The following is a 14,883-nucleotide window of genomic DNA, read 5'->3' as shown; positions in this document are numbered from 1 at the left end:
GCCGATGCTTGCCCCAATTCATCCCCATCAGAAAGAGCGGCTTGCTGCGATTCGCCGTTATGATCTGGGCACCCAAGCCCATGGGGGGGCCTTCGATGGCATCGTCGAGCTGGCGGCGCAGATGTCGAATTGCCCGATTGCCCTTGTCTCTATCGTGCATGCCGACGATCAGAAATTTGAAGCTGTTTGTGGGTTGGATTTCCATGGAACCAATTTGGAATCTTCAATGTGCAGTCATGCCATCCTTCAGGAGGAAATTCTTGAGATTCCGGATACGAGGGTAGATATCCGGACGCGGGATAATCCGCTAGTCACCGGTCCCGATCCGATCTTGTTTTACGCAGGTGCTCAGATCACCACAAAGGCGGGCATCCCGCTGGGTTCGTTGTGCGTGCTGGATCGGCGTCCCCGTCGTCTGGGCGATGCCGAACGCCGCGCGCTGAGGATCCTGGCCAATCAGGTCATGCAGCGTCTGGAATTGCATGAGGCGCTGCGACAGCAGGATGCCATGCGCCGGGAAGTTGACCACCGCGTCAAGAACAGTCTGGCCAATGTCGCGGCAATGACGCGCATGGCCGCCCGCAGCGCCACGCCCGAAGTGCGCGAGGCGATGCTGTCCGTTGAAAAGCGGATCAGCGTGATGGTGGAACTTCATAACGATCTTTATCGATCCGACAATCCGGACGAGCCGATCGAGGTTACGAACTATCTGGAGCGGGTGGCCAGCCACCTGCGCGATATGTCCCCTCCGGGTGTGGAAATCGAAGTACATTTCGATTCCGTGGCCCTGATCGCGCGACGCGCGTCCGCACTGGGCGTTCTGATCAATGAGATGATTTCAAATGCCTGCAAGCACGCCTTTCCCGATGGGCGGACCGGGCGGATTGTCCTGAGCGGCCAGAAAACCAATGCGGGGCGATATGCCATCGCATGTGCCGATGACGGGGTCGGATCCGTCGACGCATCGGAGCCCGGCCTCGGCCAACGCATCATGGAAGCCTCGGCCGCGCAGCTCGAAGGCTTGCTGCGGACTTTCCCGTCACCGGATGGATATCGCACCGAAATCGAGTTTCCGGTCACAGTCGACTGACAGCCCGAGCCGGGATGCAGATGCATGGCAGTCATTCAGCGAAATAGGCCTGCGAAATGCGGATTTTCTGCATGGAGCGACCCGCGCAATACGCGGGCCGACCAATCTTCAGGGAGAGAGATAAGACAATCGACCCGACCGGGGGACCGCAAGGGGGGAGGATTTTGATCAACCCCAACCGGATCGTCGCCTTGATCTTATTTATGCAGGTGAAATGTGGCGTGATTGGGGCAATGGTGGGGTGAAGTCAGGACAATTCCGTGTGGTCATGGAATTGTCCCGATTTCGGAAACGATCACTTTTGTCGCAGGTCCGGAGGCGTCGCCTCCGCCGACAAGGCAGACGTCACTTCGTCCAACGAAATCACCTGCGTGGCCTTTTCGCCCAGGCGGCGCAGGGTGACAGTGCGATCCTCGACCTCTTGCCGTCCTATGGCGAGAATCGCGGGAACCTTGCCCAACGAATGTTCGCGGACCTTGTAGTTGATTTTCTCGTTGCGGATGTCGGCTTCGGCCCGAACGCCAGCCTTGGTCAGGGCCTCCACGACTTCCGCCACGTAATCGTCCGCCTCCGAGACGATGGAAGCGACGACGACCTGCCGCGGTGCCAGCCAGAACGGCAGCTTGCCTGCGGAGTTTTCGATCAGGATGCCGATGAACCGTTCAAACGACCCCAGCGCCGCGCGATGCAGCATATAGGGACGGTGCTTGTTGCCGTCTTCGCCGATATAGCTGGCCCCCAGACGCTCAGGCAGGTTCGGATCGACCTGAAAGGTGCCGCATTGCCAGACGCGTCCGATGGCATCGGTCAGATAGAAATCCAGTTTCGGGCCATAGAACGCCCCGTCGCCTTCCTCCACGCGGTAGGGGTTGCCAGTCGACTTGATCGCCGCCTCCAGTGCGCCTTCGACGTGATCCCAGCTCTCGTCGCTGCCGACGCGTTTTTCAGGACGGGTGGCGAAAGCGATGTCGAATGTCTCGAAGCCCAGATCGCGATAGGTTTCGGACAGGAAATTGATGAAGGCGGTGCACTCCGCCTGAATCTGATCCTCGGTGCAGAAGATGTGACCATCGTCCTGCGTGAAGCCGCGTACCCGCATGATGCCGTGCAGCGCGCCCGACGGCTCGTACCGCGCACAAGACCCGAATTCCGCCATCCTGAGCGGCAGGTCACGATACGATTTCAGGCCTTGGTTGAAGACCTGCACATGGCAGGGACAGTTCATCGGCTTGAGCGCGTTGATCGCCTTTTCGCGGGCGTGTTCTTCGTCTACCTCGACGATGAACATGTGGTCCTGATACTTGTCCCAGTGGCCCGAGGCTTCCCACAATTTGCGGTCGACGACCTGCGGTGTGTTCACTTCGACATAGCCACCGCGGCGCTGCCGCCGCCGCATGTAGTCCTGCAACGTGGTGTAAATTGTCCAGCCGTTGGGGTGCCAGAATACCTGGCCCGGCGCTTCTTCCTGCATGTGATACAGGTCCATTTCGCGGCCCAGGCGGCGGTGGTCGCGGGCCTCGGCCTCCTCCAGGAACTTGAGGTGCATTTTCAGATCGTCGCGGTTGCGGAACGCGATGCCATAGATGCGCTGCAACTGCGGGCGGGTGTTGTCGCCCAGCCAGTAGGCCGAGGACACGCGCGTCAATTTGAAAGCATCCGCAGGGATCTGGCCGGTATGCTGCAGGTGCGGGCCGCGGCAAAGGTCCTGCCATTCGCCATGCCAGTACATCCGGATCGGCTCATCGCCCGGAATTCGGTCCAGAAGCTCCACCTTGAAGGACTCGCCGGAATCGGCATAGTGCTTGCGCGCCCGCTCACGGTCCCAGACTTCAGTGCGAACCGTCTCGCGCGCGGCGATGATACGTTTCATTTCGGCTTCTATCGCACCCAGATCTTCGGGTGTGAAAGGTTCCGCTCGGTCGAAATCGTAGAACCAGCCGAAATCGCGGACCGGGCCTATGGTGACCTTTGCGTCAGGCCAGATCGTTTGCACGGCGCGCGCCATGATATGCGCAAGATCGTGGCGGATCAGCTCCAGCGCGGCGTCGTCGTCCTGCATTGTGTTGATAGAGATTTTCGCATCCGCTTCGATCGGCCATGCCAGATCCCAGTGCGCGCCGTCGACCTGGGCGCTGATGGCCTTTTTCGACAGGGACTTGCTGATGCTTTCGGCTACCTGTGCGGGTGTCGTCCCGATGGGGACGTCACGTGTGTTACCATCGGGGAAGGTAAGGGTGATCTGGGACATCTTATCTGAGTCCTCCGTCGTTTTGGCGCCCACGGAACGCCCGATTGCGGGTATGATGGGGCGCTTTTGGCGGCGGGTTTGTTCCACGTCAAGGCGTCCGGCTAGTCGAAGGCCGCAGGGTGTAGCCATCCCATCGAACAGGAGGTTCCGATGAAAACAATTCTTGCCGCTACCGATCTAAGCGCGCGGTCTGACCGCGCCGTGCTGCGCGCCGCACATCTGGCCCGCGACACGGGGGCCGCGCTGCACATTATTCACGTCATAGATGAAGACTTGCCCGGTGCGATGTTGCTTGCCCAGACCACCGAGGTGGAGGCGACGCTGTCGGCCATGGTGGCCGAAAACCCCGCGCTCGCCGACCTGTCACCGTCCCTGGACGTAGAGGCCGGCCATCTCGATAGCCTTTTGCCCAAATTGATGCGCGAACGGGATATCGACCTTTTGGTTGTCGGCAGCCATCGGCGTCGGGGCCTGGCGGATGTCTTCGGCGCACCAACGCTGTCGCGGCTGTTGCGCAGTGTCGATGTGCCGGTTCTCGTCGCCGTTGGTCGACCGGAGGGTACATATGAAACCGTTACGATCGGCTGGGATTTTTCCCCGGCCGGCGAGGCTGCAGCGAAAGCAGTGCAGGATTTCGCGCCATCGGCCGCGATGACGCTGATCCATGCGTGGCAGGACCCGGTTGCTGGCACGCCCTATGGGTTCGAGACGGGCGGTACGATTCCGGCGGAAGCCCTCGATCGTCTGCGGTCGAAACTGCAGCGCGCGGCAATGGAGATGGTGCAGGACGGCACGCCGCCCGCGACGGATGTGATCATAGGTCCGGCGGGGCATGTTCTGCGCCGATACGCGGCGGAGCATGGCGCCGACCTTCTGGCAATGGGGCGACACGCGCGCACCGGGCTGGCCCGTATCCTTCTTGGGTCGACGGCCGAGGACGTGGCGCTGAATGCGCCCTGCGACGTGCTGATCGCGCCGCCGCTTTGATTTTTGACGAATGGCAGCCTCTCGCAGAACAGCGAAAGGCTGCCGCATCACTACGGGGGGCCGTTTGTCATCAGAAGAAGTTGTGCTCTCCCGACTTCAGAGTGACGTCGGATGTCAAACTTAATTCACATCTGGAAAGATAGACCGGGGTCATCTTCTTAAGATCGGGTATGAGGTGTTGGCCGTCGGCTTCGACCTCAAGGCTATGCCTGACGCAATGACACTGACGGCCCGTTTGGGGTTGATGGGTATTGGTTCCAGTGGGATGACCTTCTTGATGCGTCCCGATTTTCTGAAGTGCATCTTCGTGCCCGATTTCAAGAAGCGAATGGGTCACCATCACGACTGACGGACTTGCCCTCGGCCCCCGCCCGTGAAACAGGAAAGCGCCAACCGATACCCGCCAACGGAGACCCCCGATGGAGATTCGCGAGGCCCTGACCTTCGATGATGTTCTGCTTGTTCCCGGTGCCAGCAAGGTGCTGCCCGGCACTGCGGATACACGCACGTTCGTCACTAAATCTATTGCCCTGAACATCCCGCTACTGTCGTCCGCAATGGATACCGTGACAGAGGCGCGCATGGCCATCGCCATGGCGCAGGCGGGCGGCATGGGCGTGATTCATCGCAATCTGGACCTCGACGACCAGCAGCAGGAAGTGCGCCGCGTCAAGCGGTTCGAAAGTGGCGTCGTCTACAACCCCATTACCTTGCGTCCCGATCAGACACTGGCCGATGCCAAGGCCTTACAGGAAAAATATCGCGTCACCGGTTTTCCCGTCGTTGATGACAAGGGCCGCGTGCTGGGTATCGTGACCAACCGTGACATGCGGTTTGCTGTCGATGACTCGACACCGGTGTCGACGATGATGACCGCAGACAATCTGGCAATCCTGCGCGAACCCGCCGACCTGAATGCGGCGCGTTCGATGATGCAGGCCCGCCGTATCGAGAAGCTGCTCGTAGTTAACGAGAAGGGCCATTTGACTGGCCTTTTGACGATCAAGGATATCGAACAGGCGGTGCTGAACCCGCAGGCGTGCAAGGATTCTCTGGGCCGTTTGCGCGTTGCTGCCGCGACAACTGTCGGCGATGCCGGGTTCGAACGGTCCGAGGCGTTGATAGATGCCGGCTGCGACCTGATCGTGGTCGACACCGCGCACGGCCATTCCGAAGGCGTCGGCATCGCCGTCGACCGTATCAAACGGTTGTCCAACAAGGTGCAGGTCGTCGCGGGCAACGTGGCGACCACCGAGGGGACACGCGCCCTGATCGACGCGGGCGCGGATGCGGTCAAGGTCGGCATCGGGCCGGGATCGATCTGCACCACCCGCATTGTCGCGGGTGTCGGCGTGCCGCAACTGACCGCCATCATGGATGCCGCCGCGGCCGCAGGCGACGTGCCGGTGATCGCGGATGGTGGCATCAAGTTTTCCGGCGATTTCGCCAAGGCCATAGCCGCCGGGGCATCCTGCGCCATGGTTGGCAGCATGATCGCGGGCACGGATGAATCGCCCGGCGAAGTGGTTTTGTATCAGGGTCGGACGTTCAAATCATATCGTGGGATGGGGTCGCTGGGTGCCATGGCGCGCGGCTCGGCGGATCGGTATTTTCAAAAAGACGCGGCGTCGGACAAACTGGTTCCCGAAGGGATCGAGGGGCAGGTGCCCTACAAGGGCAGTGCCGGGGCGGTGGTGCATCAGTTGGTCGGCGGTTTGCGTGCGGCCATGGGCTACACCGGATGTGCTACGGTGGCCGAGATGCGGGGCGGTTGTACCTTCGTCAAGATTACCGGCGCCGGGCTGAAGGAAAGCCATGTCCATGATGTCCAGATCACCCGGGAAAGCCCGAACTATCGCTCCTGAGAGGCGGCCTGACATGACTGACCCAAGGTATGGCGCGTGACCCCCGGCGCGCGCGTTCAGGCCGCAATCGAGATATTGGACCGTATCCTCGACGGTGGCGCGGCCGAGCGGGAGCTGACGGTCTGGGCGCGCGGCAGTCGCTACGCCGGGTCGAAGGACCGCACGGCGGTTCGGGACCACGTATTCGACGCGCTTCGCACATTGCGGTCATCGGCGTGGATTGGCGGAGAGGCGGAGATTGCGCCAGGTATCGCGCGCGCGATCATGGCAGGGCGTTTGATCGGTGAAGACGTTGACGTTAAGTCCATTTTCAATGGACAAGGCCATGCGCCGGAGCCGATATCTCCGCCTGTCGATCTTGGCCCCGCACCCGATGCCGTCCGCCTCGATATGCCCGATTGGCTTTTGCCGATCCTGCGCGCCGATCTGGGCAGTGCCGCCGAGCATGTGGCCCTTGCCCTGCGTACCCGCGCGCCAGTCTTTCTGCGCGCCAACATTGCCCGTATCACGCGGCAGGACCTGCTCGCGAAATTATCCGAGGAAGGCGTGGCAGCCGAACCGGACGCGGCGTCGCCCACGGCTATCCGCCTGACCGGCACACCGCGTGGTCTGACCGCTCTGCCGTCGTTCAGGGACGGTTTATGGGAGTTACAGGACGCCGGGTCTCAGGCCCTTGTTGACCGCATCCCGGTATCGCCTGATGCGCGGATACTGGATCTCTGTGCCGGCGGCGGAGGTAAGGCACTTGCCCTTGCAGCAAGGGGTCCGGAACAGGTTTTCGCCCATGACGCGGATCCGGCCCGGATGCGCGATCTGCCCGCCCGCACCGCACGTGCCGGTGCGCGGATCAGTCAGATCACGGCCCCGGAAGGTGCAGCGCCCTTCGATGGTGTGGTCGCGGATGTTCCCTGTTCCGGTAGCGGCAGCTGGCGCCGTGCACCCGACGCCAAATGGCGACTGACCGAGGCCCGCCTGACCGAGCTGACGCAAACGCAGGACGCCATCCTGGACCGGGCGATCGCCCTGACGCGCCCGGGAGGATGGATCGCCTACATGACCTGTTCCATTCTGGCGCGCGAAAATGCCGATCGTGCGGTGTCAGCGCTGAACCGCCATCGTGATGTCGCCATTGGTGACCAATGGTCCAGCCTGCCAGTCGACGGTGGTCACGACGGCTTTCACGTTTGTCTTCTCAAGCGTGAAAGCTAGGGGTCGGATCACGATCATGCTATGGATCGGGCGGTGTCGTTAAGAGCGTCTTAATACTTTTGCGGCCATAAAAAGCGTGAGAACGATTCTAGGGTGACCGCTCCTTGCGGGGATCGGTCCGGAGGCGAGGGCTTGGGCGAGACGACAATACTCCTACGAAGGCTTCGCACCGGATCGATTGTCCTTCTCGTTGTTGCAGTGGGCGCAGTTGCGATGGCATTCGTTTCAGCTGGCGCGATGCCGAATGCGCTGTTTCTCACGGCAGCGATGGCATTGACTACAATCGTCGCCGCACTGCATGTCGCGACATGGATCATGGCATGGATATCGCATCGCCGACTTCGGATCGTGATGGAATTTCTCGAATATGACAGCGCGCCCGGCTTCTGCACGGACGAGATCGGGGCAATTTTCGCGCAGAACCGCGCTGCGACGGAGCGGTTCGGCGTTCAGGACGGCGGCACAATGACTCGCGCGCTCGAACCGCTCTTCGCCAATCCCGATGCTGTGGTGCACCGGCTGCGCAGTGCCGCCATAGACGAGAAAGCTGCGCGCGAAGATGTCGTGACCCGAAGAGGTCATGTTCGCGTTGCAGTCCACCGGATTCCGGGCGGGCATCTCTGGCGACTGGAGGATCTGGTCGATCGGCCACCCCGGTCTGCGGACGGTATCGGTCTTCCGATGCTGACATTCGGACCCTCCGGCACGATTCTTTATATGAACGAAGTTCTCCGCACTGCCGCTGGCCGGCGGGTCAAACGTTTGCGCGACCTGTTCGAAGAAGTTCCGTTGGTCAACGGCGGACTGAACCGCCTTGTTGCCAAGAATGGCGCTGAAAGCGTGCGGGTCGTTTTGTCCGCGCCTGTGAACGGTCGGCAAGAGGTTTTCGTTCTGCCCTCCGGCGATAGTACGGATGGTCAGGTCGCGCTCGATGCTCTGCCGGTCGCGCTGTTGCGGTTGGACAGCAGCGGGAGGGTGGCCTTTGCGAACCGGCAGGCCCGTGAACTCCTGCCTGCGACGAACACGGGGACCGAAAGCAGGCTTGCAGCGTTGGTCGAGGGATTGGGCCGCAGTGTCCGCGAATGGGTCAGCGAAGCGGCGGCCGGTCGCGGTCTTTACCGCGCCGAGGTCGTCCGCGTGACCGGTGCCGAGGTCGAGACCTATCTTCAGATCACGCTCGGTCGTCCGCTTGGCGATGGCGAAGGTGGGCTTCTGGCGGTTCTCAACGATGCGACCGAACTCAAGACTCTGGAAGCGCAATTCGTCCAAAGCCAGAAAATGCAGGCGATCGGTCAGCTGGCCGGCGGCGTCGCTCATGATTTCAACAATCTGCTGACCGCCATATCGGGTCATTGCGACCTTCTCATGTTGCGGCATGGCGAAGGCGATGAGGATCACGCAGATCTGACTCAGATCACGCAAAACGCCAATCGCGCAGCCGCTCTGGTCGGTCAGCTGCTGGCATTTTCCCGCAAGCAGACGCTGGAGATGCGTCCTATCGACCTTCGGGATACGCTGGGAGATCTTGCGCATTTGCTGAACCGCTTGGTCGGCGATCGCGTAATTCTGCGGCTTGAGCACGATCCTGCGCTGATTCCGATCCGGGGAGACAGGCGGCAACTTGAACAGGTTCTGATGAACCTCGTGGTCAATGCGCGTGATGCGATGCCAGACGGCGGCGAGATCCTGATCGAGACGGAGTGCAGATATCTTCCTGCTCCTCTGTTAAGGGATCGAGTCTCCGTTCCATCGGGTCAATATGTAATCGTCAGCGTGACGGATGAGGGAACCGGTATAACAATCGATAACCTTTCCCGCATTTTCGAGCCGTTTTTCACGACCAAACGTCCCGGCGAAGGAACAGGCCTGGGGCTGAGCATGGCCTACGGGATCGTCAAGCAATCGGGCGGTTACATTTTTGCCGACAGCACGCCGGGGCAGGGCACCCGTTTCAGCCTGTATTTTCCGGCGCTGACCGATGCCGCCGAAGCGGAACTTGTCGAAGCGCCAGACCTCCCTGACGCGACCGCCGCACCGGTTGACCGCGCACTCGACCAACTGCCTGTCCCCGAGCCTGTTTCCGATCTTACTCAAACCATTAAGACATCCACCCACCATAGCTCGGATGGGGCGAGGGACGATGGCGAAGTTGGAAACGACCCTGATGGTTCCATATCCACCATAAGCGATAGCGCATTCGATGGGGAAGTCGTCGATGCCCCGAAACCGGCGGAGGGGGAAGGCGAAATGTCGGCCATGCTGCGCGGCGTTCTGGAAACTTCACGATCTGATCCGTTGTCGCACCCGACACCACCTGATGCTGTCGACGAGCCGAAGACGTTGCCATTTGCTGGCAAACAGGCAGAGTCCAAGGTCTCATCCGATGTCGACAAGTGCGATCTTCAGCCCACCAAGCCGGTTGTTCTCCTTGTCGAGGATGAGGCCCCCGTTCGCGCCTTTGCGTCCCGCGCGTTACGATTGCGCGGATATGAGGTGATGGAGGCGGAAGACGCCGAATCCGCACTAGCACAATTGTCAGATCGCAACCTTCTGGTCGATCTCTTCGTCACGGACGTAATGATGCCCGGACTGGATGGACCCAGCTGGGTACGCGAGGCGATGAAGATGAGACCGGATGTGCGAACTGTTTTCATGTCCGGATATACTCAGGATGCACTGTCCGAAACCAGCGTCCCTGTCCCCAATTCCGTATTTTTGCCCAAACCCTTCTCGCTCTCGGATCTGACGCGGACGGTCGAACGCGCGCTTTTGTAATAGCTTTTGGGTCGGGTTTTTTCCATCGCGTATCCTAGCCGATTCCATCCCAGATATCGAAGTCTTTGACGCGTTCGCTCTTCAATCTTGAATGCATTTCGTCAGACAGATCGAGATCTCCTCCGGGCGAGACATTCGTTTTTTCGAGGTCGATTTTCATCCCGATGCGGCCTTCTAGAAAGCGTAGCAGCCCATCGGTGTCGCCGTGACGAAACAGATGGTCCACGCCACCGTCCAGAAACTGTGCTTGCGATCCGACGCGAGCGAAAGGTGGCTGCGGATCGGCTAGATAGGAGGCGACGAAACTGTCGAAACTTATTCCTGCCGTCGAGTTGGGTTGTCCGGACAGGCCCGGCCGCGACCGATAGCGATACCAGCTACCAAGCCAAGAGACGGGTTCGCGCATCACTGCCAGCAACTCGAGCGGACGCTTCCCCTTTTGTTCGAAGAAACCGGCCAATTCCCGGCGATACTTTTTTACAGTGCAATGCTTCAGACCCGGTGGATTGAGTATTGCTGCGTCAGCATGCGGAGCAAGTGCTAACTCCAGCGCCGTCGTCCCGGTTTTGGGCACCGCAAGAATTGCCAGCCTGGCCTTCCAGAATATGAGCATCTCGTCCTCCGGGTTGGCAAAATTGCCGGTAACGCTTCTTTAACCCTGTGTCGCCACGATGGGGCAAGTCCAAAGGGCTTGTAACTGTTCCGTATATGTTCCATATCATTCAGGGAACAAGACGTGAACGATAACCAGATTGCCGCGCCTGCGGCAGCATGCAACAAGGGCCGAAATCATGGCAACGGCGAACCTACTCGACATGGCTGACAAACGTAGCGCGGACAAGCAGAAGGCGCTCGACAGCGCCTTGGCCCAAATCGAACGTCAGTTCGGTAAGGGGTCCATTATGAAATTGGGCGGGCAGAACCAGATGCCCGACATCGAAGCGACGTCGACGGGGTCGCTCGGCCTCGATATCGCGCTTGGTATCGGCGGTCTGCCGAAGGGCCGGATCATCGAAATCTATGGCCCGGAAAGCTCCGGCAAGACGACGCTGACCCTGCACGCAGTCGCGGAAGAGCAAAAGAACGGCGGTGTCTGTGCATTCGTCGATGCGGAACATGCGCTTGACCCGCAATATGCCAAGAAGCTTGGCGTCGATCTGAACGAATTGTTGATTTCGCAGCCTGACACGGGCGAGCAAGCACTAGAGATTGTCGATACCTTGGTCCGTTCGGGCGCGGTGAGTATGGTGGTGGTCGACTCGGTGGCCGCTTTAATACCGAAATCCGAACTCGAGGGCGACATGGGCGACAGCTCGGTCGGCGTACATGCGCGCTTGATGAGTCAGGCGATGCGGAAACTGACCGGATCGATTAACCGATCCAAATGCATGGTCATCTTCATCAACCAGATCCGGATGAAGATCGGTGTCATGTTCGGCTCACCGGAGACGACAACGGGTGGCAACGCATTGAAATTCTATGCATCTGTCCGCCTGGATATCCGCCGGATCGGTGCTGTAAAGGACCGGGACGAAATTGTTGGCAACACCACCAAGGTAAAGGTGGTCAAGAACAAGGTCGCGCCACCATTCAAGGTCGTCGAATTCGACATCATGTATGGCGAGGGAATATCCAAGACCGGCGAGTTGATCGATCTGGGCGTCAAGGCCGGTGTGGTTGAGAAATCCGGTGCCTGGTACAGTTACGGCGATGACCGGATCGGGCAGGGACGTGAGAATTCCAAGCAGTTTCTCAAAGACAATCCGTCGATTGCTACCGAAATCGAAGACAAGATCCGCGCGGCGCACGGACTGGATTTTCAAATGGGCGAAGCGGACAAGACCGAGATCCGGGACGAGATCCTCGACGATTGATGGTTCTGGAATGTCCCGCCGGGTGGCGTGATCAGGGAAGGGTCGTCCGAAAGGGCGGCCCTTTCCACACGCGGGATTGGGATTGGCTTGTCGACAGGATGAGCCAGGGCTAGGACGGACACGCAAGGTACCAGAGGGAAGATCATGGCCAGCTTGAATGACATCCGCACGACATTCCTGGATTATTTCGCCAAGAACGGTCATGAAAAGGTTGCCAGTTCGCCGCTTGTGCCGCGCAACGATCCTACGCTGATGTTCGTCAATTCAGGGATGGTCCAGTTTAAGAACGTCTTCACCGGCGTCGAAAGCCGCAGTTACGATCGCGCGACGAGCAGCCAGAAATGCGTTCGCGCTGGTGGCAAACATAATGATCTGGATAACGTCGGCTATACCGCGCGCCATCATACGTTCTTCGAAATGCTGGGCAATTTCAGTTTTGGAGATTACTTCAAATCCGATGCGATCCATTTCGCGTGGGAGTTGCTGACCAGGGAGTTCGGCATAGATCCGAACCGCCTGCTGGTCACGGTCTATCATACGGATGACGAAGCCGCGGCGATCTGGAAGAAGGTCGCGGGCCTGCCGGATGAGCGGATCATCCGCATTGCCACCGACGACAACTTCTGGCGTATGGGGCCGACGGGGCCTTGCGGACCCTGCACCGAGATTTTCTACGATCACGGCGAGCATATTCCGGGTGGTCCGCCAGGCACTCCAGACGAAGACGGCGATCGTTTCATCGAGATATGGAACCTTGTCTTCATGCAGAACGAGCAGTTTGAGGATGGCACGATGCGCCCCCTAGACATGCAGTCGATCGACACCGGAATGGGGCTGGAGCGGATAGGCGCGCTGCTGCAGGGCAAGCATGACAACTACGACACCGACCTTATGCGCGCCCTGATCGAAGCGTCGGCCCAGGCCACGTCGACCGATCCCGATGGCCCTGAAAATGTGCATCACAGGGTTATTGCCGACCACCTGCGGTCAACGTCGTTCCTGATCGCCGATGGCGTGATGCCGTCGAACGAGGGGCGCGGCTATGTTCTTCGCAGGATCATGCGGCGCGCCATGCGGCATGCGCATCAGGCAGGCGCGAAGGATCCGTTGATGCATCGTCTGGTGCCCGCGCTGGTCACGCAGATGGGACAGCATTATTCTGAATTGACGCGCGCGCAGTCAATGATCGAGGAGACATTGCGCGGCGAGGAGGAGCGGTTTCGCACAACGCTGGATCGGGGGTTGCGGCTTCTTGAGGATCAGGTCCAGGCGCTGCCCGAAGGAGGCGTCCTGGACGGTGCGTCGGCGTTCAAACTCTACGATACCTACGGGTTTCCGCTGGACCTGACGCAGGATGCCCTGCGCGAAAAGGGTCTGTCTGTCGACAGCGATGGATTCGACTTGGCTATGGCCGAGCAAAAGACGCGGGCGCGGGCTGCTTGGTCCGGCTCGGGCGAACAGGCGGATGCGGCGATCTGGTTCGACCTGGCGGACAGGTACGGAACGACGGAGTTCCTGGGCTACGACACAGAAGTCGCCGAAGGTCAGGTGCTTGCCCTCGTCTCGGATGGGGCGGCGGTTGATATGGTGCGCGCCGGTGATGCGGTCAGCATCGTGGTCAATCAGACGCCGTTTTACGCTGAATCAGGTGGTCAGATCGGCGATGCAGGCGTCCTGAAAACGGAAACAGGGCGCGCAACCATTACTGACACGCGGAAATCCGCAGGCGTTTTCATGCATATCGCGCAGATCGACGAAGGCGAGATCAGGCCGGGTCAATCTGCGGAACTGACGGTCGACAATGCCCGTCGAAGTTCGATCCGGGCGAACCATTCGGCGACACACCTGCTGCATGAGGCATTGCGCAGAGCCCTTGGCGATCATGTCGCTCAGCGTGGATCGCTGAATGATTCAGATCGTCTGCGCTTTGATTTCAGTCACGGGCACGCCGTCACAGCGGAGCAACTTGCTCAGGTCGAAGCCGAAGTGAATTCGTTCATCCGCCAGAACTCCGAAGTTTCGACCCGGATCATGGAACCGGATGCCGCCCGCGATCTGGGGGCGCAGGCCTTGTTCGGTGAGAAATACGGCGACGAAGTCCGCGTTGTTTCGATGGGGTCGAGGGATGACACCGGCAAAGGCAGCGATATGCGGACCTACTCGATCGAACTGTGCGGTGGCACACATGTTCGCAATACCGGCGAAATAGGGGCGTTTGTTACGTTGGGCGATCAGGCTGTCAGCGCGGGCGTGCGCCGTATCGAGGCGCTGACCGGGCAGGCGGCGATGGATCATCTGCAGGCGCAGGACCGTCGTATGTCGGAACTGGCCAATCTGTTGAAGGCGCAGCCCGATGAGGTTGGCACAAGGGTCAAGGCTTTGATGGACGAACGCAAGGCATTGCAAAATGAAGTCGCACAGCTACGACGAGAACTGTCGATGGGCGAGGGTGCTGAGGCAATTGAAATCAATGGCATGAAGACCGTTCTTCAGGTTGTTTCCGGCGTCTCGGGCAAGGATCTCGGACCGATGATCGATGCGCAGAAAGCGGCGCTCGGGTCCGGTGTGATCGTTTATATTGCGGATACGGGGGCCAAGCCTGCGGTGGCGGTGGGCGTCACCAGGGACCTGACGGAGCGGGTGTCCGCGGTCGATCTGGTAAAAACCGCGGTCGAGGCGCTTGGCGGTCGCGGTGGTGGCGGACGTCCTGAGATGGCACAGGGCGGGGGCGCGAATATCGCTCAGGCCGATGCTGCATTGTCGGCGGTTCGGGAGGCGTTATCGAAGGTATGATGCGGGGATGACGTTGGTATTATCTGCGTATCACCCGCTATG

Annotated in this window: 10 protein-coding genes; 8 read left to right on the top strand and 2 right to left on the bottom strand. The window is 60.0% G+C overall.

The features are described from left to right. The first annotated feature begins 4 nt into the window (after positions 1 to 4). Positions 5 to 1,090, top strand: coding sequence for a histidine kinase dimerization/phosphoacceptor domain -containing protein (locus BMY38_RS07890; RefSeq protein WP_175495807.1), 1,086 nt, complete (start codon positions 5 to 7; stop codon positions 1,088 to 1,090). Between the two features lie 295 nt (positions 1,091 to 1,385). On the opposite strand, the gene thrS is transcribed toward BMY38_RS07890, so the two are convergent. Then, positions 1,386 to 3,338: a threonine--tRNA ligase gene (thrS, locus tag BMY38_RS07885; RefSeq protein WP_092761607.1), complete on the bottom strand. Its 1,953-nt coding sequence runs from the start codon at positions 3,336 to 3,338 to the stop codon at positions 1,386 to 1,388. Positions 3,339 to 3,488: 150 nt separating this feature from the next. On the opposite strand from thrS, the gene BMY38_RS07880 reads away from it, so the two are divergent. The 5 genes from BMY38_RS07880 (at position 3,489) to BMY38_RS18380 (ending at position 10,174) form a co-directional block, all read left to right on the top strand. Next, positions 3,489 to 4,325, top strand: coding sequence for a universal stress protein (locus BMY38_RS07880; RefSeq protein ID WP_092761605.1), 837 nt, complete (start codon positions 3,489 to 3,491; stop codon positions 4,323 to 4,325). A gap of 178 nt (positions 4,326 to 4,503) precedes the next feature. Beyond that, entirely contained in the window at positions 4,504 to 4,674 is a 171-nt protein-coding gene (locus BMY38_RS18080) for a hypothetical protein (RefSeq protein WP_175495806.1), read from the top strand. 70 nt (positions 4,675 to 4,744) lie between these two features. Then, positions 4,745 to 6,190 carry an IMP dehydrogenase gene (gene guaB, locus BMY38_RS07875; protein WP_092761603.1) on the top strand — a complete coding sequence of 482 codons (1,446 nt, stop codon included), beginning with the start codon at positions 4,745 to 4,747 and terminating at the stop codon, positions 6,188 to 6,190. A gap of 36 nt (positions 6,191 to 6,226) precedes the next feature. Next, positions 6,227 to 7,399, top strand: coding sequence for an RsmB/NOP family class I SAM-dependent RNA methyltransferase (locus BMY38_RS07870; protein ID WP_092761601.1), 1,173 nt, complete (start codon positions 6,227 to 6,229; stop codon positions 7,397 to 7,399). A 213-nt stretch (positions 7,400 to 7,612) separates the two neighbouring features. Further along, positions 7,613 to 10,174 carry an ATP-binding protein gene (locus BMY38_RS18380; protein ID WP_175495805.1) on the top strand — a complete coding sequence of 854 codons (2,562 nt, stop codon included), beginning with the start codon at positions 7,613 to 7,615 and terminating at the stop codon, positions 10,172 to 10,174. A gap of 34 nt (positions 10,175 to 10,208) precedes the next feature. Here BMY38_RS18380 and BMY38_RS07860 read toward each other — a convergent pair whose 3' ends face one another. Continuing rightward, positions 10,209 to 10,787 carry a gamma-glutamyl kinase gene (locus BMY38_RS07860; protein ID WP_092761599.1) on the bottom strand — a complete coding sequence of 193 codons (579 nt, stop codon included), beginning with the start codon at positions 10,785 to 10,787 and terminating at the stop codon, positions 10,209 to 10,211. A gap of 178 nt (positions 10,788 to 10,965) precedes the next feature. On the opposite strand from BMY38_RS07860, the gene recA reads away from it, so the two are divergent. Together recA and alaS are read left to right on the top strand one after the other, a co-directional pair. After that, positions 10,966 to 12,048: a recombinase RecA gene (gene recA, locus BMY38_RS07855; RefSeq protein ID WP_092762005.1), complete on the top strand. Its 1,083-nt coding sequence runs from the start codon at positions 10,966 to 10,968 to the stop codon at positions 12,046 to 12,048. Between the two features lie 144 nt (positions 12,049 to 12,192). Beyond that, complete coding sequence (alaS, locus tag BMY38_RS07850) at positions 12,193 to 14,841, top strand: alanine--tRNA ligase (protein ID WP_092761597.1); 2,649 nt, start codon at positions 12,193 to 12,195, stop codon at positions 14,839 to 14,841. Positions 14,842 to 14,883: the final 42 nt, after the last annotated feature.

The organism is Jannaschia helgolandensis, assembly GCF_900109285.1.
GTDB lineage: Bacteria > Pseudomonadota > Alphaproteobacteria > Rhodobacterales > Rhodobacteraceae > Jannaschia > Jannaschia helgolandensis.
Note: the sequence above shows the minus strand (reverse complement) of the source record. Positions and strands in the feature narration are given on the sequence as shown.

Excerpts from the sequence above, each read along its gene's own strand:
- guaB (WP_092761603.1), top strand. The coding sequence starts at position 4,745 with ATGGAGATTCGCGAGGCCCTGACCTTCGATGATGTTCTGCTTGTTCCC.
- alaS (WP_092761597.1), top strand. The coding sequence starts at position 12,193 with ATGGCCAGCTTGAATGACATCCGCACGACATTCCTGGATTATTTCGCC.
- BMY38_RS07880 (WP_092761605.1), top strand. The coding sequence starts at position 3,489 with ATGAAAACAATTCTTGCCGCTACCGATCTAAGCGCGCGGTCTGACCGC.
- BMY38_RS07890 (WP_175495807.1), top strand. The coding sequence starts at position 5 with ATGCTTGCCCCAATTCATCCCCATCAGAAAGAGCGGCTTGCTGCGATT.
- BMY38_RS18380 (WP_175495805.1), top strand. The coding sequence starts at position 7,613 with ATGGCATTCGTTTCAGCTGGCGCGATGCCGAATGCGCTGTTTCTCACG.
- recA (WP_092762005.1), top strand. The coding sequence starts at position 10,966 with ATGGCAACGGCGAACCTACTCGACATGGCTGACAAACGTAGCGCGGAC.
- thrS (WP_092761607.1), bottom strand. The coding sequence starts at position 3,338 with ATGTCCCAGATCACCCTTACCTTCCCCGATGGTAACACACGTGACGTC.
- BMY38_RS07860 (WP_092761599.1), bottom strand. The coding sequence starts at position 10,787 with ATGCTCATATTCTGGAAGGCCAGGCTGGCAATTCTTGCGGTGCCCAAA.